Source organism: Clostridium sardiniense, assembly GCF_050584765.1.
Classification (GTDB): Bacteria; Bacillota; Clostridia; order Clostridiales; family Clostridiaceae; genus Clostridium; species Clostridium sardiniense_A.
The window spans coordinates 1741099-1765676 of record NZ_JBNOOR010000001.1 but is presented as its reverse complement, the minus strand read 5'-3'; the positions used below and the strand labels follow the sequence as shown (position 1 = coordinate 1765676).

Sequence of the window (24578 nt, the reverse complement as noted above, 5' to 3'; positions counted from 1 at the left end):
TATTATAAAATATAGACAATGAAAAATTAAATATCATGTATTAAGGAGAGGATATTTTTTGAGTAAATATAAAATAATAATGACTGGAGGGGGAACAGCTGGGCATGTTACTCCAAATTTAGCATTAGTACCATCATTAATAGAAGAAGGCTTTGAAATAAAATATATAGGAAGCAGAGATGGAATAGAAAAAGAAATAATAACAAACAATAATATACCATACTATGGAATTTCATCAGGTAAACTTAGAAGATATTTTGATATAAAGAATTTTACTGATCCTTTTAAGGTATTAAAGGGAGTTCATGAAGCAAGAAAAATTTTAGCTAAAGAAAAACCAGATGTTATATTCTCAAAAGGTGGATTTGTAACAGTTCCTGTTGTTATAGCAGCCTCAATGAAGAAGATACCAGTAATTGCACATGAGTCAGACATTACACCAGGCCTTGCCAATAAGTTAGCATCACCTTTCTGTGATAAATTATGCGTTACTTTTAGGGAAAGTTTACAATTTGTTAAAAACAATAAGGGAGTGTTAACTGGAAGTCCAATTAGAAAGGAAATTCTAACAGGATCAAAACTTAAAGGCAAAGAGATTTGTGGTTTTAAAGATAATAAAGATACAATTCTTATTATGGGAGGAAGTTTGGGGTCAAAAGTTATAAATGATGCCATAAGAGAGAATATATATAATATTCTGAAAGATAACAATATTATTCATATATGCGGTAAAGGTAATCTTGATAGTAATTTACAAAATGTAGATGGATACAAGCAATTTGAGTATGTAAGTGAAGAACTTACACATTTTATGCATACAGCTGATTATATAATTTCAAGAGCTGGGGCAAACTCAATTTTTGAATTCCTTGCATTAAAAAAGCCGACTTTATTAATTCCACTTTCAAAAAATGCAAGTAGAGGAGATCAAATCTTAAATGCAAACTCATTTAAAAAAGAAGGGTTTTCACTTGTAATGGAAGAAGAGGAGCTTCAAAAAGAAGGGATTTTAAAAGGGATAAAAATGTTAAAAGAAAGTAAACAAGAACTTATTAAGAATATGAATGAAAGTAAAATGAATGATGGTGTAAAAGAGATCATAAATGTGATAAAAAGTAGCGTTAGAAGGAAAAAGTAGTAAGTTTGTGGTATTCTTGGGATTGTTAAAGTTTTAATTTATAAATATATTCATAAGCTTGCAAAATTAAAATAGTGTTATATAATAAAAGAGACGGTTTTTTCTTAATGACAAATAAATTTGTTTTAAGAAAGTTTAATTATTATAAACACTATTTTAATAATTATACAATAGTCATGATATTGAATAAAATTATATTTTACGTTGTTTACTGATATATAATTTTATTTTATATACAGTCGTAAAGGTCAAGTATTGGCTTTTACTCAATAATAAATATTAAAACTTAATTTTTTAATTTTTATAATTAGAAAGAGGGGTCACGCGATGAGAAAAATGAAAACTATGGATGGTAATACTGCTGCTGCTCACATATCTTACGCATTTACAGAAGTTGCAGCTATCTATCCTATAACACCATCATCACCAATGGCAGAACATGTTGATGAGTGGGTAGCACAAGGAAAGAAAAATATATTCGGTCAACCTGTTAAGGTAATGGAAATGCAATCAGAAGGTGGAGCTGCTGGAGCAGTCCATGGATCATTACAAGCTGGTGCATTAACAACTACTTACACTGCATCACAAGGATTATTATTAATGATTCCTAACATGTATAAAATTTCAGGGGAATTACTTCCAGGAGTATTCCACGTATCAGCTAGAGCACTAGCTACTTCAGCATTAAACATCTTCGGAGATCACCAAGACGTTATGGCTGCAAGACAAACTGGTTTTGCAATGCTTGCTGAAGGATCAGTACAAGAAGTAATGGATTTATCAGCTGTAGCTCATTTAGCAGCTATCAAATCAAGAATTCCATTCTGTAACTTCTTCGATGGATTCAGAACTTCACATGAAGTACAAAAAATTGAAGTTATTGAACATGAAGAATTAAAACCATTAGTAGATATGGAAGCTTTACAAGCTTACAGAAACAGAGCATTACACCCAAATCATCCTGTAACTAGAGGTACTGCTCAAAACCCAGATATCTACTTCCAAGAAAGAGAAGCTGTTAACAAATTCTACAACGCTGTACCAGACATCGTTGAAGGATACATGGCTGAAATGACTAAATTAACTGGAAGAGAATATCACTGTTTCGATTACTATGGTGCAAAAGATGCAGATAGAATCATCGTTGCTATGGGATCATGTACAGATGTATGTGAAGAAACAATTGATTACTTAAATGCAAACGGACAAAAAGTTGGGGTTGTTAAAGTAAGACTTTACAGACCATTTGACGTTGCAAGATTAAAGAAAGCTATACCAGCTACAGTTAAGAAGATAGCTGTTTTAGATAAGACTAAAGAACCAGGATGTAACGGAGAACCATTATACTTAGATGTTATGAGTGCATTCTACGGAGAAGAAAATGCTCCAGTTATCGTAGGTGGTAGATATGGATTAGGTTCAAAGGATCCAAATCCAGGTCACATTGCTGCAGTATACGAAAACTTAGCAAAAGACGAACCAAAGAACGGATTCACTATAGCTATAGTTGATGATGTAACTAATACTTCATTAGAAGTACATGAAGATATAGATGCTACTCCAGAAGGAACTACAGCATGTAAGTTCTGGGGACTAGGATCAGACGGTACTGTTGGTGCTAACAAGAGTGCTATCAAAATCATCGGAGACCATACAGATATGTATGCTCAAGGATATTTCTCATACGACTCAAAGAAATCTGGTGGTATAACTGTATCACACTTAAGATTTGGTAAGAAAGCAATTAAATCACCTTACTTAATAAACAAGGCTGATTTCGTAGCTTGTCACAACCAATCATATGTATACAAATACAATGTTTTAGAAGGATTAAAGAAGAATGGAACATTCTTATTAAATACTATCTGGAGCCCAGAAGAAGTAGAAGCTCATTTACCAGCTTCATACAAGAGATACATCGCTGAAAACAACATTAAGTTCTATACTTTAAATGCTGTTAAGATAGCACAAGAAATCGGATTAGGCGGAAGAATCAACATGATAATGCAATCAGCTTTCTTCAAGTTAGCTAACATTATCCCTGTAGAAGACGCTGTTAAATACTTAAAAGAAGCTGTTGTAACTTCATACGGTAAGAAGGGTCAAAAAGTTGTTGATATGAACAATGCTGCTATCGATAAGGGAATCGAATCAATAGTAGAAATTACAGTACCAGCTGACTGGAAGAATGCTAAAGATGAAGTTAAAGAAGAAGGAAGACAAAGACCAGAGTTTGTTAAGAAGATTGTTGATCCAATGAACAGACAAGAAGGATTCGAACTTCCTGTATCAGCATTTGATGGAATGGAAGATGGTACTTTCGAACAAGGTACTGCTGCATTTGAAAAGAGAGGTATCGCTATAAACGTACCAGAATGGGATAAGGATAAATGTATCCAATGTAACCAATGTTCATATGTATGTCCACATGCTGTTATTAGACCATTCTTATTAACAGAAGAAGAAAGCAAGAATGCTCCAGAAGAATTAAAATTCGTTGCTGCTAGAGCATTAAAGACTGAAGAGCCTATGAACTATACTATGGCAATTTCACCACTTGACTGTACTGGATGTGGAAACTGTGCACAAGTTTGTCCAGCTCCAGGAAAAGCTTTAGTTATGAAGCCAGCTCATACTCAAGAAGTTGAAGTAAATAACTGGGATTATGCAATTAATGAAGTTTCACCAAAGAAAAACCCAATGAATAAAAATACAGTTAAGGGTAGCCAATTCGAGCAACCATTATTCGAGTTCTCAGGAGCTTGTGCAGGTTGTGGAGAAACAGCTTACGCTAAACTTGTAACACAATTATTCGGAGATAGAATGATGATAGCTAATGCTACTGGATGTTCATCAATCTGGGGAGGATCAGCTCCTTCAACTCCATACACAACTAATCATAAGGGATACGGACCTGCTTGGGCTAACTCATTATTCGAAGACAATGCTGAATTCGGATTAGGTATGTTCTTAGGAGCAAAAGCTATAAGAGAAAGATTAGTTGATAAGGCTAACGAAGCTATCACTTCATTAGAAGAAGGAGAAGCTAAAGAAGCACTTAAGGATTGGGTTGCAAATGTAGAAGTTGGTGCTGGAACTAGAGATAGAGCAGATAGAGTAATAGCTGCTTTAGAAGGTTTAGACAACGAATTTGCAAAAGCAATCTTAGAAGAAAAAGACTTCTTAATCAAACCATCACAATGGATCTTCGGTGGAGACGGATGGTCATACGATATCGGATTCGGTGGAGTAGATCACGTATTAGCATCAGGAGAAGATGTAAACATATTTGTATTTGATACAGAAGTTTACTCAAACACTGGTGGTCAATCATCAAAATCTACACCAACTGCTGCAATCGCTAAGTTTGCTGCATCAGGTAAGAAGACTAAGAAGAAAGACCTTGGAATGATAGCAATGAGCTACGGATACGTATATGTTGCTCAAATTTCAATGGGTGCAGATAAGAACCAAACTCTTAAAGCTATAGCTGAAGCTGAAGCTTACCCAGGTCCATCATTAATCATTGGTTATGCTCCATGTATTAACCACGGAATAAGATTAGGTATGGGTAACAGCCAATTAGAAGCTAAGAGAGCAGTTGATTGTGGATACTGGGGAATGTACAGATTCAATCCAGAACTAAAAGGAACTGGTAAGAATCCATTCACTCTAGATTCAAAAGAACCAACAGCTGACTTCAAGGAATTCTTAATGGGAGAAGTTAGATATGCTTCACTTGCTAAGGCATTCCCAGAAGCTGCAGAAGCTTTATTTGAAAAGACTTATACAGATGCTATGGAAAGATTAGAAGGCTACAAGAAATTAGCTGGAAAATAATAGTCATCTTTTATGAAGCTCAGATGAGAATATTCTCATCTGGGCTTTTTATTTTAATATATTAATAGATTTATTTTACAAATTTAATTAATTTTATAAAAAATAGATGTATAATTTTAATATTATTAGTAGCTGTATTCGTTTTATGTCGAATTTAGTTGAATTTTATATAGGTTACAAAGTATAATTAAAGTTAGATAACTAAATAAGAGTAATATAAAGCATATTTAGTTGAAAATGATTTTTTTATCGAAATCTATAAAATAAGGAGGCTAATATGCCTAGGAGAATTTTATATTTAAATGATGTAATAGATATAGAAGTATTTCAAAAAATACAAGATGATATTGCTGAAGCAACTGGAATTTCTATTATAACTGTTGATTATAAAGGCAAACCAGCAACTAAACATAGTAGATGCAGTGATTTTTGTAATCTTATGAGAGCAAATAGTAAATATTCAGAACTATGTGAAAAATGTGATTCAAGAGGTGGACTTGAGGCAGCTAGATTAGAAAAACCATATATTTATAGGTGTCATAAAGGGTTGATTGATTTTGCAACACCTATAATTGTAAATGGACAATATTTAGGATCAGTAATGGCTGGTCAAGTATTAACAAGTGAGAACGAAAATATTGATCTTGAAGATATAGTAACTAGAAAACATATATTTTCTGATGTAGCTGAAGAAGAAAGAGAAAAATTATTAGAATCATATAGTAAGCTTCCAATAGTTGAATTTGATAGAATAAAATCTATAGCCAATATGATGTTCCATATAAGTAATTATATAGTAGAAGAAGCAGTACTTAAAATAGCTCAAAAAGAATTAAATGAAAAAAATGTTAAATTTATTGAAGCTAAAAAAGAGAAGGCAGAGCTCGAGAAAGAGTATGAAGCTTGTAGACTAAAAGCGTTACAATCTCAGATAAATCCTCATTTTTTATTTAATGTATTAAACAGTATATCTTCTCTTGCTATAATTGAAGAAGCGCCTAAAACTCAAGAAGTTATATATGATTTATCTAATATGCTTAGATATACCTTGAAAAAAGTAGATAAAATACTTCATTTAGAAGAAGAATTAGAATATATAGAATCATATTTAAATTTACAAAAAGTAAGATTTGGTGATAGATTAGATTATAGTATTAATATTAGTGATGAAGTTAAAGAGCAAAAAATACCTTTTATGAGTATACAAACTTTTGTTGAAAATGCTATAGTTCATGGGCTAGAGACAAAAGAAGAAGGTGGGAAAATAGAAATATTCTCTGAGGAAACAAATGATAGTTTAAGTTTATTTATAAAAGATAATGGTACTGGAATAACAAGGGATAAATTAAATGAGATAAGGGAAGAGCTAAAATATAAATATGGCAATGATTTGGATAAAATAGGAATAAATAATGTTAATAAAAGAATGGCTCATTATTATGGAGATGATTATAAAATAGAAATAGAAAGTAAAATGAGAGAAGGAACTTTAGTTAAAATTACCTTTGCAAAATAAAAAGTAGCTTAGGAGTGTAGATATGTTTAAGATAATGATTGTAGATGATGAGGTTTTAGAGAGAAAAGCTTTAAAAGTTATACTTAGTGATTTAAAAGGTGCTGAAATAGTAGCTGAAGCATGTAATGGAAGAGAAGCTATAGAATTTGATAAAAAATATAACCCTGACTTAGTGATAATGGATATAAAAATGCCAGGACTTGATGGTTGTAAAGCGGCAGAAATAATTAAAGGTAATAGTCCAGATAAAATTATAATTATGATAACTGCCCATGATGATTTTGATTTAGTTAGAAAAGCTTTGGTACTAGGGGTTAATGATTATATTTTGAAACCAGTTAGGCCAAAAGAATTAATAAATACTCTTAGCAACATAATTGTTAATTTTAAAATTAACGAAGATGAAAAAGAAGTGGAAAAATATACTGATAATAAATGTATAATTAGTGAAGAAGTGAGTGATATTAATAGACCTATTGAAAATGCAATAGATTACATTGATAAAAACTTTAAAGAAAATATTAGTTTAGATATGATAGCATCAATATGTAATTTAAGTCCATGTTATTTTAGTAAATTATTTAAAAAAGAAATTGGAGTTAATTATACAACATACATAAATAATAAAAAGATAGATTATGCAAAAAAAATACTAGAAACTACTGATATGCCAATTTTAAACTTATCAATAGACCTAGGATTTGAAGACTGTGGTTATTTTATAAGAGTATTTAAAAAGATCCAAGGAGTTACTCCCAAAAAGTATAGGGAAATGAATACATAATACATAGCATCCCCTAAGTAAAAGATTATGATAATTTTTTACTTAGGGGATATTTTTTTATGATAAAATATTGATATTTTATTTTAAAAGGTGAATTTTTTGATTTTTATTTTTAATAATATAAGAAAATTTAATTTTTTTGACATATGTATACGTTGTCTTATAGATTGTTTGACTAAATATTCACATTTTCAGTTTATCACATAGAAAAAGTGCAATTTTAATTGATAAAAATTAAACAATATAGTTCGAGAAGAAGACAAGATATTTTAATGGATTTTAATGTTTTTTAGATTAAAATGAATACATCGATAAAAAAATAACAATTGATGAAAATATCAAATATAAATTTATTTTAAGGGAGGAAACTTAAAGTGAAATCAAAAAGATTCGAGGCTTTAGCAAAACGTCCTGTAAACCAAGATGGTCTTATTGGTGAATGGCCAGAAGAAGGTTTAATCGCAATGGAGAGTCCAAACGATCCTAAATCTTCTATAAAAATAGAAAACGGTGTAGTTGTAGAATTAGACAGTAAAAAAAGAGAAGACTTTGATATGATAGACAAGTTCATAGCAGATTATGCAATCAATTTAGATTACGCAGAAGAAGCTATGAAATTAGATTCAGTAGAAATAGCAAAGAAATTAGTAGATATAAATGTAGGAAGAGATGAAATTGTTAAGATAACAACAGCAATCACTCCTGCAAAAGCAGTAGAAGTTATGTCACATATGAATGTTGTTGAAATGATGATGGCACTTCAAAAGATGAGAGCTAGAAAAACTCCATCAAATCAATGTCACGTAACAAATCTTAAAGATAATCCAGTACAAATTGCAGCAGATGCAGCAGAAGCTGGTATAAGAGGTTTCTCAGAACAAGAAACAACAGTAGGTATAGTTAGATATGCACCATTTAATGCATTAGCAATACTTATAGGTTCACAAGTAGGAAGACCTGGAGTTTTAACTCAATGTTCAGTTGAAGAAGCTACAGAACTTGACCTTGGTATGAGAGGACTTACAAGTTATGCAGAAACAGTTTCAGTATACGGAACTGAATCAGTATTTACAGATGGAGATGATACTCCATGGTCAAAAGCATTCTTAGCATCAGCTTATGCTTCAAGAGGACTTAAGATGAGATATACATCAGGAACAGGTTCAGAAGCATTAATGGGATATGCAGAAGGAAAATCAATGCTTTACTTAGAATCAAGATGTATTTACATAACTAAGGGAGCTGGAGTTCAAGGACTTCAAAATGGAGCAGTTAGTTGTATAGGTATGACTGGTGCAGTTCCATCAGGTATCAGAGCAGTTCTTGGAGAAAACTTAATAGCTGCAATGCTTGATATAGAAGTTGCTTCAGCTAATGACCAAACATTCTCACATTCAGATATCAGAAGAACAGCAAGAACATTAATGCAAATGCTTCCAGGAACAGATTTTATATTCTCAGGATATAGTGCAGTTCCAAACTATGATAACATGTTTGCTGGTTCAAACTTTGATGCAGAAGACTTTGATGATTACAATATACTTCAAAGAGACTTAATGGTAGATGGTGGACTTAGACCAGTATCAGAAGAAGAAACAATAGCAATAAGAAATAAGGCTGCAAAAGCTATACAAGCAGTATTTAGAGAATTAGGATTCCCTAAAATAACTGATGAAGAAGTTGAAGCTGCAACTTATGCTCATGGAAGTAAAGATATGCCAGAAAGAAATGTAGTTGAAGATTTAAAAGCTGCAGAAGAAATGCTTAAGAAGAGAGTAACTGGATTAGATATAGTTAAATCTTTAAGTGTTAATGGATTTGATGATGTTGCAAATAACATATTAAATATGCTTAAGCAAAGAGTTACAGGAGATTATCTTCAAACTTCAGCAATACTTGATAATGATTTTGAAGTTATAAGTGCTGTTAATGATGTAAATGACTATAAAGGACCTGGAACTGGATACAGACTTAGCAAAGAAAGATGGGAAGAAATTAAGAATATTCCTAATGTAATAAAGCCAGAAGATATAGAATAAGGTTCGGAGAGGTGAAGATAATGGAAAATACAACAAACAAATTTGTTATGCCAGAGCTTACTCTTACAGAAGTAGGTGAAGCTAAGGTTGGAACAAGAGCAGATGAGGTTGTAATTGGACTTGCACCAGCATTTGGAAAATTCCAACATAGAACATTAGTTAATGTAGAACACACTGATATACTAAGAGAAATTATTGCAGGTATAGAAGAAGAAGGATTACACGCAAGAGTTGTTAGAATAGTAAGAACTTCAGACGTTTCATTTATAGCAAATGATGCAGCTAAGCTTAGTGGATCAGGAATTGGAATCGGAATACAATCAAAAGGAACAACAGTTATACATCAAAAAGACTTACTTCCTTTAAATAACTTAGAGTTATTCCCACAAGCGCCACTATTAACTTTAGAAACATATAGATTAATAGGTAAAAATGCAGCTAAATATGCAAAGGGAGAGTCACCAACACCAGTTCCTACAAAGAACGACCAAATGGCTAGACCAAAGTTTATGGCTATAGCAGCATTATTCCACATAAAAGAAACTAAGCACGTAGAAGTTGGTGCAAAACCAATAGAGATAGAAGTTAAATTCTAATTTGTAAGGAGAAGATGTTATGAAGCAAAGAATGACACCTAAAGATTATCCTTTAGCAAGTAAAAGACCTGAGGACATAAAAACACCAACAGGAATGAATTTACAAGAGATAACTTTAGAAAATGTTTTAAATGGAAATGTTAAACCAGAAGATGTTAGAATATCACCTGAAACTTTAGAGATGCAAGCTCAAATAGCTGAAGGTATGAATAGACAAGCTATAGCTAGAAATCTTAGAAGAGCAGCTGAACTTATAAGTGTACCAGATGATAGAATTCTTGAAATATATAATGCATTAAGACCATTCCGTTCAACTAAGGAAGATCTTTTAAAGATTGCAGATGAACTTGAAAATGTATATGGAGCGAAAGTAAATGCAGATTTCGTAAGAGAAGCTGTTGAAGTATATGAAAAGAGAAGCAAATTAAAACAAGATTAATTTACTCTTATGCAGGGAGGAAACAATGAAAATAATTGCAGGTGTTGACATTGGTAATGCTACTACGGAAGTAGCATTATCAAGAGTTAAAGATAAAAAGATTGAATTTCTTTCAAGTGGAATAGTTCCTACAACAGGAATAAAAGGTACTGAAGAAAATATAGAGGGTGTTTTTGATTCACTTAAACAAGCACTTAAAAAAGTATCTTTAGAGCTTAAAGATTTAGATTTAGTTAGAATAAATGAAGCTGCACCAGTTATTGGTGATGTTGCAATGGAGACTATAACAGAAACTATAATAACTGAATCAACTATGATAGGACACAATCCTCAAACGCCTGGCGGAATTGGGATTGGTATAGGAAAAACTATATATATAGAAGATTTAGAAAATGTAGATTCAAAAGATTTAGGTAATGATGATAGCTTTATACCTCTTATATTAAGTAGAGTTAATTTCTTGGAAGCGGCGGCTAGAATAAACCATGCTACAAGAAGAGGAATTAATATTACTGCTGCAATAGTTCAAAGAGATGATGGAGTACTTATAAACAATAGATTAGATAAAAAAATTCCTATAGTTGATGAGGTAATGCTTCTAGAAAAAGTTCCTGTAGGAATGAAGGCAGCAGTAGAAGTTGCAGCACAAGGAGATGTTGTTGAAAGTTTAGCAAACCCTTATGGTATTGCAACTGTATTTAATCTATCATCAGATGAAACTAAGATGATAGTACCTATATCTAGAGCACTTATTGGAAATAGATCAGCTGTAGTTATTAAAACTCCAAAGGGAGATGTTCAAGAAAAGAAAATCCCTGCTGGATGTATAAATATAGATGGTTTAAAACGTAAAGAAAGCGTTGATGTAGAACACGGAGCAGAAAAGATAATGGATGCTGTAAGATTATGTGTGCCAATACAAGATGTTAAGGGTGAAGCTGGAACTAATGCTGGTGGAATGCTTGAAAGAGTAAGACAGGTAATGGCAAATCTTACAAAACAAAAGATAAGTGACATAAAGATACAAGATTTATTAGCTGTAGATACTTTTATTCCTCAAAAGGTTAAAGGTGGACTTGCAGAAGAATTTTCACTTGAAAATGCTGTAGGAATTGCAGCAATGGTTAAAGCTGATAAGCTTCAAATGCAGATGATTGCAGATAAGCTTGAAAATGAACTAAAGGTTCCAGTAGAAGTTGGTGGAGTAGAAGCTGATATGGCAATACGTGGAGCACTTACAACTCCAGGAAGTAGCACACCACTTGCAATACTTGATATGGGAGCAGGTTCAACAGATGCTTCAATAATAAATAAGCAAGGGGAAATATCATCAATTCATTTAGCAGGTGCTGGAAATATGGTAACTATGCTTATAAAATCTGAGCTTGGACTTGAATCCTTTAATTTAGCAGAAGATATTAAAAAATATCCTCTAGCTAAAGTAGAAAGTTTATTCCATATAAGACACGAAGATGGAACAGTTGAATTCTTTAAAGAACCTTTAGATCCATCAGTTTTTGCTAAAGTTGTAATAATAAAAGATGGAATGCTTGTGCCAATAGATGGGCAAACTTCTATAGAAAAGATAAGAAGTATAAGAAGAGGGGCAAAGGAAAAGGTATTTGTAACTAACTGTTTAAGAGCACTAACAATAGTGTCTCCTACTGGAAATATAAGAGATATCGAATTTGTTGTATTAGTAGGAGGATCATCTCTAGACTTTGAAGTACCTCAATTAGTTACTGATTCTTTATCACAATATGGAGTTGTAGCTGGACGTGGAAATATTAGAGGAACAGAAGGTCCTAGAAACGCTGTTGCAACTGGACTTATACTAGCTTGTAATGGAATGGAGTAATTGTTATGGCAATGGTAATGAAAGCATACGAATATGAAATACCTTGTATATACTTATATCATTCATCTGCATTAGAAGATACATCAAGATTTGATGAAATATTATGGGGTATAGAAGAAGAAGGAATTCCTTATGATGTAAAAAGTTTAGAATGCAATACTTCAGAAGAGCTTAGTCATCTAGGAGCTGTAAAATCTAAATTAGCAGTAGGAATTGGAGTTGATTCTGAAGGAAAGGTAACACTTGCCTTTAATAAATTATCTAAAGAGAAACCACTATTTACAGCACATTTAGATAATGATCCTAATATTTTAAGAGATTTAGGTGCTAATGCAGGTAGATTAGTTAAGGGTATAGCCTTTAAATAAATTTTAAGGAGTAATAAGTTATGTATAAAATTTATACGAAAACTGGTGACAAAGGAACTACTGCACTACTTGGCGGAAGTAGAGTAGATAAAGATAGTTTAAGAGTAGAAGCTTACGGAACTGTAGATGAAGTTATATCACTTTTAGGTCTTGCTTATGCTAAGTCAAACTCTAAGGAATTAAAAGAAGAGATTAATGCTATACAAAAGAAATTATTCACTTTGGGTGGAGAACTTGCAAGTGATAGCAAGGGTCTTGGATACTTAAAAGAATTAGTAAATGAAGATGATATAAAAAAATTAGAATCCTTAACAGATAAATATATGGAAATTACAGGTCCTATAAGAGAATTTGTTATTCCAGGTAAAAATGAAGCTTCATCAGTTCTTCATGTAGCGAGAACTGTAGTCAGAAGAGCTGAGAGAAGAATAGCAACTCTTGCTAGAGAAGAAGATATAAGAGAAGAAGTTAGAATATATGTAAATCGTCTATCAGATACTCTTTTTGCAATGGCAAGATTTGAAGAAGAAAAATAAGGGAGGATTTAATGCTATGAAAAAATTAAATGAAATTAAAGAGTTAAGTTTAGAAATAGTAAAAGAAATGGCAAAAGCTGCAGAGCAAAAAGCAACTGAAATGAATGTTCCAGTTATATTTGCAGCAGTTGATAAAGGTGCTAACTTAATGTTAATGCACAGAATGGAAGATGCATTTATAACAAGTATAGATATAGCAATAAATAAAGCTTATACAGCTGCATGCTTAAAGCAAGGAAGTCATGAAATTGCTGAATGCGTACAACCAGGACAAAGTCTTTATGGACTACAACTTACTAACAATCAAAGAATAGTACCATTTGGTGGAGGATTCCCAATCATAGTTGATGGTCAAGTTGTTGGAGCTGTTGGAGTAAGTGGTGGAACTGTAGAAGAAGATATGGCTATAGCACAAACTGCAGTAGAAGCATTCAACAAATAATAAAGCACTATATTAAATTTAGTGAAAGCTAATCCAAATTTAAAATATTATTTATAATTTTAAATGTTAATCAAATATAATAACAAATTTAGGAGGAAAATGAAATGAGCGAAATGAGAATGTACGATTATTTAGTACCAAGCGTTAACTTTATGGGAGCAAATTCAATATCAGTAGTTGGAGAAAGATGTCAAATATTAGGCGGAAAGAAAGCTTTAATAGTTACAGATAAATTTTTAAGAAGTTTAAAAGGTGGCGCAGTTGAATTAACTGAAAAATACTTAAAAGAAGCAGGAATAGAAGTTGCTTACTATGATGGTGTTGAGCCAAACCCAAAGGATACAAATGTTAAAGATGGATTAAAAGTATACCAAGGTGAAAATTGTGACATGATAATCACTGTTGGTGGAGGAAGCTCACACGATTGTGGTAAAGGAATAGGTATTGCAGCTACTCATGAAGGAGATCTTTATGATTATGCTGGAATAGAAACTTTAACTAATGCATTACCACCAATCGTTGCAGTTAATACTACAGCAGGAACTGCAAGTGAAGTTACAAGACACTGTGTTATAACAAATACAAAAACTAAGGTTAAATTCGTTATAGTTAGTTGGAGAAACTTACCATTAGTTTCAATCAATGACCCATTATTAATGGTTGGAAAGCCAGCAGGACTTACAGCTGCAACAGGAATGGATGCTTTAACTCATGCTGTAGAAGCATATGTATCAAAGGATGCTAACCCTGTAACAGATGCTGCTGCAATTCAAGCAATTAAATTAATATCAAACAACTTAAGACAAGCAGTTGCTTTAGGAACTAACTTAGAAGCTAGAGAAAATATGGCATACGGTTCATTATTAGCTGGTATGGCATTTAACAATGCTAACTTAGGATATGTACACGCTATGGCTCACCAATTAGGTGGATTATACGATATGCCTCATGGAGTAGCAAACGCTATGCTTCTTCCACACGTTGAAAAGTACAACCTAATAGCTAATCCACAAAAATTCGCTGATATAGCAGAATTTATGGGAGAAAATATTGAAGGATTATCAGTTATGGATGCTGCTCAAAAAGCAATCGATGCAATGTTCAGATTATCAAGTGATGTAGGAATTCCTGCAAGACTTAAAGATATGGGCGTTAAAGAAGAAGATTTCGAATACATGGCTGAAATGGCATTAAAAGATGGTAATGCTTTCTCAAACCCAAGAAAAGGTAATGAAAAAGATATAGTTAACATATTTAAAGCTGCATTCTAATTTGTAATATATAATGTAACACTTATAATGGAAACTATTATATAAACAATATAGGCCCCTTTAAATACTTAAAGGGGCTTATATTATGAAAAGTTTTAAACCTAGGAGGAATTTACATATGGATATATCAACCTTTATGGCTGAATTAATAGGAACGGCACTTTTAGTTTTACTAGGTGATGGTGTAGTTGCAAACGTTGTACTTAAAAAATCAAAAGGGTTTAGTTCTGGATGGATGGTTATTGCATCAGGATGGGCTTTTGCAGTAGGAGTACCTGCATACATGTTTGGAAGTATAAGTGGAGCACACTTTAATCCAGCTGTAACTATAGCATTCGCAGTTACAGGAAAGTTCCCATGGAGTCAAGTACCAATGTATCTTTTAGCTCAATTACTTGGAGCTTTTATAGGAGCAGCACTTGTACTTTTATCATATTACAATCATTTTGAAGCTACAGAAGATAAAGCTACTAAGCTTGGAGTATTCTGTACCGCTCCAGAAATAAGAAATACAAAATGGAACTTTATTACAGAATTTATAGGAACTTTTGTATTAATGTTTGGTATTATCGGAATTACTGCACATCCATTTGCGGATGGACTTCAACCTCTTGCAATAGCTATTCTTATATGGGCTATTGGACTATGTTTAGGAGGTCCTACAGGATATGCAATTAATCCAATTAGAGATTTCGGACCAAGACTTGCTCACTTTATATTACCTGTACCAGGTAAGGGTGGATCAGATTGGAGATATGCTTGGATACCAGTTGTTGCTCCAATATTAGGTGCTATAGCAGGTGCTATTGCATATGGTGTTATATTTTAATAAAGTTTTATAAGTACATATTAAATTTAAAAGTGGCTTTGGCCACTTTTTTTGTTATGTAGTTTTAATTATATAAAATATAGAAAAGTTTTAAATTTAGCTTTTAATTTGTGGTAAATAAGGGTACAATTAAACTATAATGTTAAGTAAGACGCTTAAGTATAAGGAGGAATTGAAATGGATAAAGAATTAAATAAATGTGGATGTGGAAATCACGAACATAATGAAGGACATGAATGTTGCGGAGGACACGGACATGATCATGAACACGATCATGAATGTGGATGTGGAGAAGACCACCACGAACATTTTGTTGTAGATTTAGTAGATGATGAAGGAAATACTATATCATGCCCAATTATAGATGCTTTTGAATTTGAAGGAAATGAATATGTTTTAGCTAAAAACATGGAAGATGAGTCAGTATATCTATTCAGAGCTTCAGAAGAAAATGAAGAATTAGTAGTTCCTGAAGAAGATGAATTCGAAAGAGTTTCAACATACTACAACGAAACATTAGTAGAAGAATAGAAAATAAATAAAGAGAGTGGTGTTACCACTCTCTTTTGTGAATATATTAAAGTGTATCAATTTATAAAAAACATGGTATAGTCATTATTTATAGGTAAAGAAGGTGTAAGAATATGAAATATGCAGATTTACATATACATTCTACCTTTTCTGATGGCAAGCTAACACCAGAACAAATATTAGAGGATGCTTTAAAAAAAGGAATAAAATATATTTCTATAACAGATCATGATTCAATAGATTCTCAATATATAACTAAAAAAACTAATAATGAAGTCATTGCAATACCTGGTATTGAACTAAGTAGTGAAATAGATGATTTTGAGATTCATATATTAGGGTATTTTATTGACGTAGATGATATTAAACTTAATGAAATAGTAAACTCTTTAAAAGAAGCAAGGGTTAGCAGAGTAAAATTGATAGTTGAAAAACTTAAAAATGAGGGGATAAACCTAAATATTGAAGATATTATAAAGGGTAACTCTTCAATTGGTAGAGCTCATATTGCAAATGAAATTGTAAGATGTGGATATGAGGAGAATTTTAAGAGTGCATTTTCAAAGTATTTACTTAAAGGAAAACCAGCCTATGTAAAAGGAAAAAAGCTTACTTATAAGGAAGCTTTAAAAGCCATTAATGATTCAAAGGGTATTGCTGTACTTGCACATCCAGGTAAGATATATAGGAGTATGACCATTGAAAAAATAATAAAAGAATTAAAGTGTTATGGATTAAAAGGAATTGAGGTATATCATCCAAGTCACACTAAGGAACAGGTTAATTTACTTTATAATTTAAGTAAAAAGTATAAGCTTTTAATAGCTGGAGGAAGCGATTTTCATGATGAATCAAATAGAGAGATGAGTATAGGTTCTGAAGGTATAAATGAAGCGTTATTAAATAAATTAATTAATAATAGATGCAATAAGTAAAAGGGGCGAAAAAGACAATGAAATTATCTAATAGAGCAATGAATATATCACCATCAATAACATTAACAATCACTGCTAAAGCTAAAGAACTAAAAAATAGTGGTGTAGATGTAATTAGTTTTGGTGTTGGTGAACCAGATTTTAATACTCCTTCAAATATAATAGAAGAAGCACATAAAGCTATGGTGGAAGGAAAAACAAAATATACAGAAGTAGCTGGGGTTAAAGAGCTTAGAGAAGATATTTCTAGAAAGCTTAAAAAAGATAATAACTTAGATTATTCTATAGATCAAATAATTGTTTCAAATGGAGCAAAGCAGTGTTTAGCTAATGCTTTTATGGCAATCTTAAATGATGGTGATGAGGTAATAGTTCCTAGACCTTACTGGGTAAGCTATCCAGAATTAATTAAGCTAGCAGGTGGAGTTCCAGTATATGCAGATTCTAGTGAAGAAGAGAATTTCAAGTATACAATTAAAGCTTTAGAAGCAAAAGTAACAGATAAGACAAAGGCTATAATAATAAATAGTCCTAATAATCCAACTGGTACAATTTATAGAAAAGAAGAACTTTTAGAACTTGCGAAATTTTGTGAAGATAATGATATAATAATAATTTCAGATGAAATATATGAAAAGCTAATATATGATGGGGAAGAACATATAAGTATAGCATCATTAACTAAATATGCTTATGAAAATACTATTGTAATAAATGGGTTATCAAAATCATCAGCAATGACTGGCTGGAGAATTGGTTATGCAGCTGCAAGTAGGGAAATCATAAAGTTAATGACTAGCATACAAAGTCATATGACTTCTAATATAAACTCTATGTCACAATATGCAGCAATTGAAGCATTAAGAAATTCAGAAGAAAGTCTAAAGGTTATGGTAAAAGAGTTTAATAACAGAAGACTATATATGATAGAGCGACTAAATGATATTAAAGATATTAAATACATTGTTCCAAAGGGTGCATTCTATGTAATGATAGACGTAAGTAATTTTTATGGAAAGAAGATAAATGACACGTTAATTCAAGACTCTCTAAGTTTTTCAAAAGAATTATTAGAGGAAGAAAAGGTTGCAGTGATTCCAGGTATTGGATTTGGAGTTGATAATTATATAAGATTATCTTATGCAACTTCAAAAGAAAATATAGAAGAGGGAATAAATAGAATAGAAAAATTCCTTCAAAAATTAAGTTAATAAATAGATGATTAGCCTTGATGGTTAATCATCTTTCTTTTTAATGAAAAAAAGTTATTAAAATTTACAAATATGATAGAAATAAAAGTATATTCAATTTAATAATGATAGAAATTTATAGTAGAAATATTATATAATATATATGATGATGTTATATTTGGAGGAAATTATGATAAAATTAGCAATGTTTGACGTAGATTTTACTATAACAAAAAAAGAAACACTTATGCAATTTTTTAAATATATGATACGTAAAGATAAAAAGAATTTAAGATTTTTACCAAGAGCTATTTTTTCAGGAGTTATGTATGGTGTTGGAGTTTATGATGAAAAAAGAGTTAAGGAAGCATTCTTAAAGTTTATAGATGGAATTGAGGAAAAAGATTTAGCTATATTAGTAAAAGATTTTTATAAAGATGTTTTAAGTAATATTTTATATGATGATGCTATAAAGATGATGAGAGACTTAAAAAAACAAGATTATAAAATATATTTAATATCAGCGTCACCTGAATTTTACTTAAATGAATTCTATCAATATAAGGAAGTAGATAAGATAATAGGAACTAAGTTTAAGTTTAAAGACAAGAAATTCATTAGAGAGATGGATGGATGTAATTGTAAGGGTGAAGAAAAAGTTAAAAGACTAATGGAAGAATTAAAAAAAGACAATATAGAGGTAGATTTTAAAGAGTCATATATGTTTTCAGATTCTTTATCAGATAAACCATTACTTGATTTAGTAGGTCATCCATATTTAATAAATTTTAAAAAGAAAAATGATATAGAAATACTTAAGTGGAAATAACTATAAAGCTAATTTAAATATCTACTTAGGTATTTTATTAGCTTTAAGATCACAATGAAGTCAGCATAACTATAAATAAAGTTGGTATAAGTATAGTAGATATTAATAAGTTAGTATATAAATAATGAATCTAAAAATAAGCCGTGCTAATTAGCACGGCTTAATATTTTACTTACTCATAACTGAATGTGTAAGTGGTGGTATAACTTGTTTCTTTCTTGAAAGAACTCCTGGTAAGAATGCCATTGAATCTTCAAGTTGAATTCCAAATGCTTTTTCAACTATTTCAGGTTTCTTTCCAGCTACAAGTATTTGTGAACCTTCGTTTAATATGTCAGTTAATAATAACATAACCATATCAAAGTTAGCTTCCTCAGCTTTTCTATTCATATATTGTAACATTTCATCTTTTAAAGGCATAAATCCTTCAATATCCATTGTATTAACTTGAGCAACACCTATTTTAATATCACCCATAGTAAATGGTTTGAAATCTTGATTGAATATTTGTTCAACTGTTTTACCTTGTAAAGATGTACCAGCTTTAAACATTTCTCTAGCAAATTCTTCTATATTAATACCAGCTATTTCAGCAAGTTTATTACAGATATATTTGTCTTGTTCTGTGCAAGTTGGGCTTCTGAATAATAGTGTATCAGAAATTATTGCACCACATAATAAACCAGCAATCTCCTTTGAAGGTCTAATTCCATTTTCGAAGTAGCATTTTGCAACGATTGAAGATGTACTTCCTATTGGCTCATTTCTAAAGAAGATTGGATTATTTGTTTGAATATCAGCAACTCTGTGGTGATCGATGATTTCAAGAACTTCTGCTTCTTCAAGTCCAGGAACTGATTGAGCTCTTTCATTATGGTCAACTTGAATAACTTTTTTCTTGAAGTTTGAAATTAAGTGGTATCTTGAAATTGTTCCAATAACCTTTCCATCTATATCAATAACAGGATAGCTTCTGTATCTAGTTTCAAGCATTGTTCCTTTAACATCTTCAACTAAATCATCAGTAGAGAATGATACTAAATCATCCTTAATCATAACAAATCTTACAGGAATACTTTGTATGATAAGTCTTGATGTTGTAAATGAATCATGCGGAGTTGATATTACAGTGATACCAGCTTCTTTAGCCTTATCTAATAATTCATCACTTAATGCAGTTGAACCTGTTAAAATCATTAAAGAAACTTTTTCATTTATAACTTCTTCTTGTATTTCAGGTCTGTCACCAAGAATTACTATATCTCCTTCTTCAACATGTTCTTTCATTGAATCAGGTTGCATAGCAGCAACACATATTTTACCAGGGAAAGTTTTAGTATTTTCATTTACATAAAAAGCTTTCGCTGATAATGTATCGATTATATTATCGATAGTTGTTTCACTTTTACTTAGAATTTTATTATCCCATATATCCATATATGATGATGTTAAGTTAGAAACTGATAAAATTCCTATAAGGTGATCATTTGCATCACCAACAGGTATAGTTTTAACATTCTTATCTCTCATTATATTCCAAGCCATTTTTAAAGATATATCAGATGATATAGGACTGATGTTATCTATCTTTAAATCTTCAACTTTTAATTTTACTGTCTCTAAAAACTCAGGTGCTTCAACATTGAAGTAATCTAAAATGAATTGAGTTTCTCTACTAACGTTTCCTAATCTAACTGGAACAGCTGGTATTTCACCTACTTTATTTTTAAATCCAGCATATGAAATAGCAGCACAGATTGAATCTGAATCTGGGTTTCTATGTCCAGTAACATATATTACGTTTTTCAAAGACATTACCTCCTTTATCTTATGAAATTACAGTATAATTGTACGACCTAAATAAAAAAATGTAAAGTAAGTTATGGCAAAACTTTTCATAAGTTAACAACTTTTAAATATATATATATAAGAATGCTTAAAAAGGAGGAATTATTAAGGTGATACAGGAACAAAATATGATTCCAGGACTTACAACGAAAGAGGCAGAAAAAAGGATGAAAAGTTTTGGTTTAAATGAGCTTGAACATAAGAGCAATGCATCTCCAGTTAAGATTTTTTTATCACAGTTTAATGATTTTATGGTATGGGTATTAATAGGCGCTACTGTAATATCAGGATTTATGGGAGATACTGCAGATGCAATAACTATACTTATTATAGTTATAGTGAATGCATTTTTAGGGTTCTTTCAAGAGTTTAAAACAGAAAAATCCTTAGAAGCTTTAAAGGATATGGCAGCACCAACCTGTAAGGTATATAGAGATGGAAGAATAAGTGTAATAAACTCAAAATACCTTACAATAGGGGATATTGTTATATTAGAGGCTGGAGATAGGATACCAGCAGATGGAGAGTTTTTAGAAGCTTCTGGAGTTGTTGTGGATGAATCTCTTTTAACAGGAGAGTCTGTTGGAGTAAACAAAGATGCTAACAAAGGACATAATTCTGGTTTCATGGGTACAAATGTTTTAAAGGGTAAAGGACTCTTTAAAGTTATGGAAATTGGTATGAAAACTGAAATGGGTAAGATTGCAAATCTTCTACAAAATATTGAAGAAGAAAAATCACCACTTAAAGAAAAATTAGATTCACTTGGAAAAATACTAGTAATACTATGTTTAATCATATGTGTTATAGTTACAGTTTTAGGTATTTTAAGAGGAAATGAAGCTGGTGAAATGTTTATGCTAGGTGTTTCTTTAGCAGTAGCTGCAATTCCAGAAGGACTAGCGGCTATAGTAACAGTTGCATTAGCACTTGGGGTTTCTAAAATGTTAAAGAGAAATGCATTAGTTAGGAAGCTTCCAGCAGTTGAAACTTTGGGCTGTACTTCTGTAATTTGTTCTGATAAAACAGGAACGTTAACACAAAATAAGATGACAGTTAAAGAAGCTTATATTAATGGTAAAATAGTAGAATTACAAAAAGAAAATATTAATAATGTAAAAGGAATAGAAAAATTAAAGAGTGCTTTAGTACACTGTAATGATTGCCAGTTGGATAAAAAGAGTAAAAAATTAGATAAAGCACTATTTGGAGATCCAACTGAAACTGCATTAGTTAGAATGTTTTTTGATAAGGTTTCAGATGTTAAAGACTTTACTGATAAAGTTGAAAGAGTATTTGATATACCATTTGATTCAACTAGAAAAATGATGTCTGTAATAGTAAAAGAAAACGATAGAGAAATATGTTATATAAAAGGTGCCCCAGAGAGAATAATTGAAAAGAGTAATTATATATATGAAGATGGAATTGTAAAGCCTTTAACTTATCAAAAGAAAAAGCTAATAAGTAATTCATTAGAGGCAATGTCCTCAAGGGCGTTAAGATGTATAGGAGCTGCCTACAAGGTTGATGGATTAGTAAAAAATGAAAAGCTAGAAAATGATTTAATATTCATAGGCCTTGCAGGAAGTATAGATCCACCAAGAGCGGAAGCAAGAGATGCTGTATTAAAATGTAAGCTTGCTGGAATAAAGCCAGTAATGATTACGGGAGATCATAAAAATACTGCCCTTGCAATTGCAAAATCTTTAAACATATGTAAGAATGAAGAGCAAGTTTTAACTGGAAAAGAAATTGAAGATATGACAGATAAGGAACTTTACAATAAGGTAAATAATACACGAGTATTTGCAAGGGTGTCTCCTAATCATAAATTAAGGATTGTTAAGGCATTTAAGTCAAGAGGCAATATAGTTGCCATGACTGGAGATGGAGTTAATGATGCTCCAGCAATTAAAGAAGCTGATATTGGAATATCAATGGGTATATCAGGGACTGATGTAACAAAGGAAGCTTCAGCAATGATATTAATGGATGATAATTTTAATACAATTGTAGCTGCTGTAGAAGAGGGCAGAGTTATATATGATAATATAAGGAAGTTTATAAGATATCTTTTATCATGTAATTTAGGTGAAGTTTTAACAATGTTTTTAGCTACATTATTTATGCTACCAAATCCTCTTACTCCAATACAAATATTATTTGTAAATTTAGCAACAGATGGACTTCCAGCAATAGCTTTAGGTGTAGACCCGGCGGATAACGACATAATGAGACAACAGCCTAGAGCGAAAAAAGAAGGGATATTTGCAAGAGGACTTACAGAGAAGATTCTTATAAGAGGTACTTTAATTGGGATATGTACATTGCTTTCATTTATGGTAGGAAGATATTATAGAATGGATCTTGAGACATGTAGAACAATAGCTCTTTCAACACTTATAATGTCACAATTATTCCATGTATTTGAATGTAGATCAGAAAGACATTCAATATTTGAAATTAAATTATTTACTAATCCATATTTAGTTGGAGCAGTTACTGTTTCTATATCAATGCTTCTTGCAATATTATATGTACCATTTTTAAGAGGGATATTCCATACAGTCCCTTTAATGATAAATCACTGGGCAATAGTAGCATTCTTCTCAGGAGTAATAGCGTTTATAAATAGTGTATATTTATTTATAAAAACAAAATAAAGTATTAAAAGGGACTGGTTAATTTCAGTCTCTTTTTAATTAGAAAAAATCTTAGTATTAGGATATAATTAAAATAAAATATTTAAGAGGTGATTTACATGATAAAACATATAGTAATGTGGAAATTAAAAGATGAATGTAGAGAAGAGAATGCGAAGAAAATAAAGGAGTTAATAGAGAATCTAAAGGGAGTTATAAAAGAAATAAAAAGTATAGAAGTTGGAATAAATATAAATAAAAGTGATGCAGCTATGGATGTAGTTCTTTATTCAGAGTTTAACAATTTAGAAGACTTAGATATATATCAAAATCATCCAGAGCATGTCAAGGCTGGAAGCTTCGTAAAATCAGTAGCGACAGAAAGAAAAGTTTGTGATTTTGAAGTGTAAAATTTAAATATAATAAAAAATAACCCCGTTAAGTAAATTGGATACAGTCTTTTAACTGTGTTTACTTAACGGGGTATATTTTATTCTACATTTTTTATCTTTGTCTCATTCTTGAAGCTGTTTGTCTAGCTTTCTTAATTTGTGAATGATCTATTGGAATTAAATCTCTCTTTGTAGTTAAGTTAAGGATGTTTTGAATTTGAATTACCTCTGAATCAGCCTTACCCTTAACACCTTTAAGTCCCATTATCATAACTTTATGACCTTTATTTAATTGGATAAAGTCAGGTTTTTTAAACCATTTATTTTTCTTGTATCTGCATTTTATAGCGCCTCTACCTGCATCAGGTTTAAGTATTATGTCAACAACTAATTTATGAAAAATTATATAATTCTTTTCTTCAGTTTTAACTGAGATAATAGTTCCTGCAGCACTTGTTATTCTATCACCATATTTTTCGAAATAAGAATCCCTAAAATATTTATCAAATTTATCTTTTAATCCCATAAAAAAATTCTCCTTTTTAAAAAAAT

The 24578-nt window shown here is 31.2% G+C and carries 21 protein-coding genes; 19 read left to right on the top strand and 2 right to left on the bottom strand.

The genetic code is table 11. The annotated features are described in order from the left end of the window. The first annotated feature begins 58 nt into the window (after window positions 1-58). The 17 genes from ACQPUW_RS08730 to ACQPUW_RS08650 all read left to right on the top strand — a co-directional run bounded on the left by ACQPUW_RS08730 (window position 59) and on the right by ACQPUW_RS08650 (window position 19141). A complete protein-coding gene (locus ACQPUW_RS08730; protein ID WP_430837052.1) occupies window positions 59-1138 on the top strand; it encodes an undecaprenyldiphospho-muramoylpentapeptide beta-N-acetylglucosaminyltransferase in 1080 nt (359 codons plus the stop codon). 327 nt (window positions 1139-1465) lie between these two features. Then, the gene (nifJ, locus tag ACQPUW_RS08725; protein WP_430833246.1) at window positions 1466-4978 is read left to right on the top strand and encodes a pyruvate:ferredoxin (flavodoxin) oxidoreductase; all 3513 of its coding nucleotides are present in this window, start codon (window positions 1466-1468) and stop codon (window positions 4976-4978) included. A 277-nt stretch (window positions 4979-5255) separates the two neighbouring features. Further along, entirely contained in the window at window positions 5256-6494 is a 1239-nt protein-coding gene (locus tag ACQPUW_RS08720) for a sensor histidine kinase (protein WP_430833245.1), read from the top strand. Window positions 6495-6516: 22 nt separating this feature from the next. Beyond that, entirely contained in the window at window positions 6517-7278 is a 762-nt protein-coding gene (locus tag ACQPUW_RS08715) for a response regulator transcription factor (RefSeq protein WP_430837051.1), read from the top strand. Between the two features lie 374 nt (window positions 7279-7652). Next, window positions 7653-9317 carry a propanediol/glycerol family dehydratase large subunit gene (locus ACQPUW_RS08710; RefSeq protein ID WP_430837050.1) on the top strand — a complete coding sequence of 555 codons (1665 nt, stop codon included), beginning with the start codon at window positions 7653-7655 and terminating at the stop codon, window positions 9315-9317. Window positions 9318-9337: 20 nt separating this feature from the next. Then, window positions 9338-9913, top strand: a complete 576-nt coding sequence (locus ACQPUW_RS08705; RefSeq protein ID WP_204593711.1) for a propanediol/glycerol family dehydratase medium subunit — start codon at window positions 9338-9340, stop codon at window positions 9911-9913. Window positions 9914-9932: 19 nt separating this feature from the next. Beyond that, complete coding sequence (locus ACQPUW_RS08700) at window positions 9933-10352, top strand: diol dehydratase small subunit (RefSeq protein ID WP_430837049.1); 420 nt, start codon at window positions 9933-9935, stop codon at window positions 10350-10352. A gap of 25 nt (window positions 10353-10377) precedes the next feature. Beyond that, window positions 10378-12210, top strand: a complete 1833-nt coding sequence (locus tag ACQPUW_RS08695) for a diol dehydratase reactivase subunit alpha (protein WP_430837048.1) — start codon at window positions 10378-10380, stop codon at window positions 12208-12210. Window positions 12211-12215: 5 nt separating this feature from the next. Continuing rightward, window positions 12216-12578 (top strand): glycerol dehydratase reactivase beta/small subunit family protein, encoded by a 363-nt coding sequence (locus tag ACQPUW_RS08690; protein ID WP_430837047.1) that lies wholly within the window; start codon window positions 12216-12218, stop codon window positions 12576-12578. 20 nt (window positions 12579-12598) lie between these two features. Beyond that, window positions 12599-13114, top strand: coding sequence for a cob(I)yrinic acid a,c-diamide adenosyltransferase (locus ACQPUW_RS08685; RefSeq protein ID WP_430837046.1), 516 nt, complete (start codon window positions 12599-12601; stop codon window positions 13112-13114). Window positions 13115-13130: 16 nt separating this feature from the next. Further along, window positions 13131-13556, top strand: coding sequence for a GlcG/HbpS family heme-binding protein (locus ACQPUW_RS08680; protein WP_430837045.1), 426 nt, complete (start codon window positions 13131-13133; stop codon window positions 13554-13556). 113 nt (window positions 13557-13669) lie between these two features. Continuing rightward, window positions 13670-14827, top strand: a complete 1158-nt coding sequence (gene dhaT / locus ACQPUW_RS08675; protein ID WP_430837301.1) for a 1,3-propanediol dehydrogenase — start codon at window positions 13670-13672, stop codon at window positions 14825-14827. Window positions 14828-14945: 118 nt separating this feature from the next. Then, complete coding sequence (locus ACQPUW_RS08670; protein ID WP_430837044.1) at window positions 14946-15656, top strand: MIP/aquaporin family protein; 711 nt, start codon at window positions 14946-14948, stop codon at window positions 15654-15656. Between the two features lie 177 nt (window positions 15657-15833). Next, the gene (locus tag ACQPUW_RS08665; protein ID WP_430837043.1) at window positions 15834-16187 is read left to right on the top strand and encodes a DUF1292 domain-containing protein; all 354 of its coding nucleotides are present in this window, start codon (window positions 15834-15836) and stop codon (window positions 16185-16187) included. 113 nt (window positions 16188-16300) lie between these two features. After that, window positions 16301-17122 (top strand): PHP domain-containing protein, encoded by an 822-nt coding sequence (locus ACQPUW_RS08660; RefSeq protein WP_430837042.1) that lies wholly within the window; start codon window positions 16301-16303, stop codon window positions 17120-17122. Between the two features lie 17 nt (window positions 17123-17139). Beyond that, complete coding sequence (locus tag ACQPUW_RS08655; RefSeq protein ID WP_430837041.1) at window positions 17140-18333, top strand: pyridoxal phosphate-dependent aminotransferase; 1194 nt, start codon at window positions 17140-17142, stop codon at window positions 18331-18333. A gap of 169 nt (window positions 18334-18502) precedes the next feature. After that, window positions 18503-19141, top strand: a complete 639-nt coding sequence (locus ACQPUW_RS08650) for an HAD family hydrolase (protein ID WP_430837040.1) — start codon at window positions 18503-18505, stop codon at window positions 19139-19141. A 168-nt stretch (window positions 19142-19309) separates the two neighbouring features. Here the strand turns inward: ACQPUW_RS08650 and ACQPUW_RS08645 are convergent, their stop codons facing one another. Then, on the bottom strand, window positions 19310-20950 hold the full coding sequence (locus ACQPUW_RS08645) for a putative manganese-dependent inorganic diphosphatase (protein ID WP_430837039.1): 1641 nt from the start codon (window positions 20948-20950) through the stop codon (window positions 19310-19312). Between the two features lie 167 nt (window positions 20951-21117). On the opposite strand from ACQPUW_RS08645, the gene ACQPUW_RS08640 reads away from it, so the two are divergent. Both ACQPUW_RS08640 and ACQPUW_RS08635 read left to right on the top strand, forming a co-directional pair. Continuing rightward, window positions 21118-23655, top strand: coding sequence for a calcium-translocating P-type ATPase, PMCA-type (locus ACQPUW_RS08640; RefSeq protein ID WP_430837300.1), 2538 nt, complete (start codon window positions 21118-21120; stop codon window positions 23653-23655). Between the two features lie 98 nt (window positions 23656-23753). Further along, on the top strand, window positions 23754-24044 hold the full coding sequence (locus ACQPUW_RS08635) for a Dabb family protein (RefSeq protein WP_430837038.1): 291 nt from the start codon (window positions 23754-23756) through the stop codon (window positions 24042-24044). Between the two features lie 94 nt (window positions 24045-24138). Here ACQPUW_RS08635 and ACQPUW_RS08630 read toward each other — a convergent pair whose 3' ends face one another. Further along, entirely contained in the window at window positions 24139-24552 is a 414-nt protein-coding gene (locus tag ACQPUW_RS08630) for a hypothetical protein (protein WP_430837037.1), read from the bottom strand. Between the last annotated feature and the right edge of the window lie 26 nt (window positions 24553-24578).

Coding starts and splice junctions, on each gene's coding strand:
- nifJ (WP_430833246.1), top strand. CDS start 1,466: ATGAGAAAAATGAAAACTATGGATGGTAATACTGCTGCTGCTCACATA.
- ACQPUW_RS08720 (WP_430833245.1), top strand. CDS start 5,256: ATGCCTAGGAGAATTTTATATTTAAATGATGTAATAGATATAGAAGTA.
- ACQPUW_RS08715 (WP_430837051.1), top strand. CDS start 6,517: ATGTTTAAGATAATGATTGTAGATGATGAGGTTTTAGAGAGAAAAGCT.
- ACQPUW_RS08705 (WP_204593711.1), top strand. CDS start 9,338: ATGGAAAATACAACAAACAAATTTGTTATGCCAGAGCTTACTCTTACA.
- ACQPUW_RS08700 (WP_430837049.1), top strand. CDS start 9,933: ATGAAGCAAAGAATGACACCTAAAGATTATCCTTTAGCAAGTAAAAGA.
- ACQPUW_RS08695 (WP_430837048.1), top strand. CDS start 10,378: ATGAAAATAATTGCAGGTGTTGACATTGGTAATGCTACTACGGAAGTA.
- ACQPUW_RS08690 (WP_430837047.1), top strand. CDS start 12,216: ATGGCAATGGTAATGAAAGCATACGAATATGAAATACCTTGTATATAC.
- ACQPUW_RS08685 (WP_430837046.1), top strand. CDS start 12,599: ATGTATAAAATTTATACGAAAACTGGTGACAAAGGAACTACTGCACTA.
- ACQPUW_RS08680 (WP_430837045.1), top strand. CDS start 13,131: ATGAAAAAATTAAATGAAATTAAAGAGTTAAGTTTAGAAATAGTAAAA.
- dhaT (WP_430837301.1), top strand. CDS start 13,670: ATGAGAATGTACGATTATTTAGTACCAAGCGTTAACTTTATGGGAGCA.
- ACQPUW_RS08670 (WP_430837044.1), top strand. CDS start 14,946: ATGGATATATCAACCTTTATGGCTGAATTAATAGGAACGGCACTTTTA.
- ACQPUW_RS08665 (WP_430837043.1), top strand. CDS start 15,834: ATGGATAAAGAATTAAATAAATGTGGATGTGGAAATCACGAACATAAT.
- ACQPUW_RS08660 (WP_430837042.1), top strand. CDS start 16,301: ATGAAATATGCAGATTTACATATACATTCTACCTTTTCTGATGGCAAG.
- ACQPUW_RS08655 (WP_430837041.1), top strand. CDS start 17,140: ATGAAATTATCTAATAGAGCAATGAATATATCACCATCAATAACATTA.
- ACQPUW_RS08650 (WP_430837040.1), top strand. CDS start 18,503: ATGATAAAATTAGCAATGTTTGACGTAGATTTTACTATAACAAAAAAA.
- ACQPUW_RS08640 (WP_430837300.1), top strand. CDS start 21,118: ATGATTCCAGGACTTACAACGAAAGAGGCAGAAAAAAGGATGAAAAGT.
- ACQPUW_RS08635 (WP_430837038.1), top strand. CDS start 23,754: ATGATAAAACATATAGTAATGTGGAAATTAAAAGATGAATGTAGAGAA.
- ACQPUW_RS08630 (WP_430837037.1), bottom strand. CDS start 24,552: ATGGGATTAAAAGATAAATTTGATAAATATTTTAGGGATTCTTATTTC.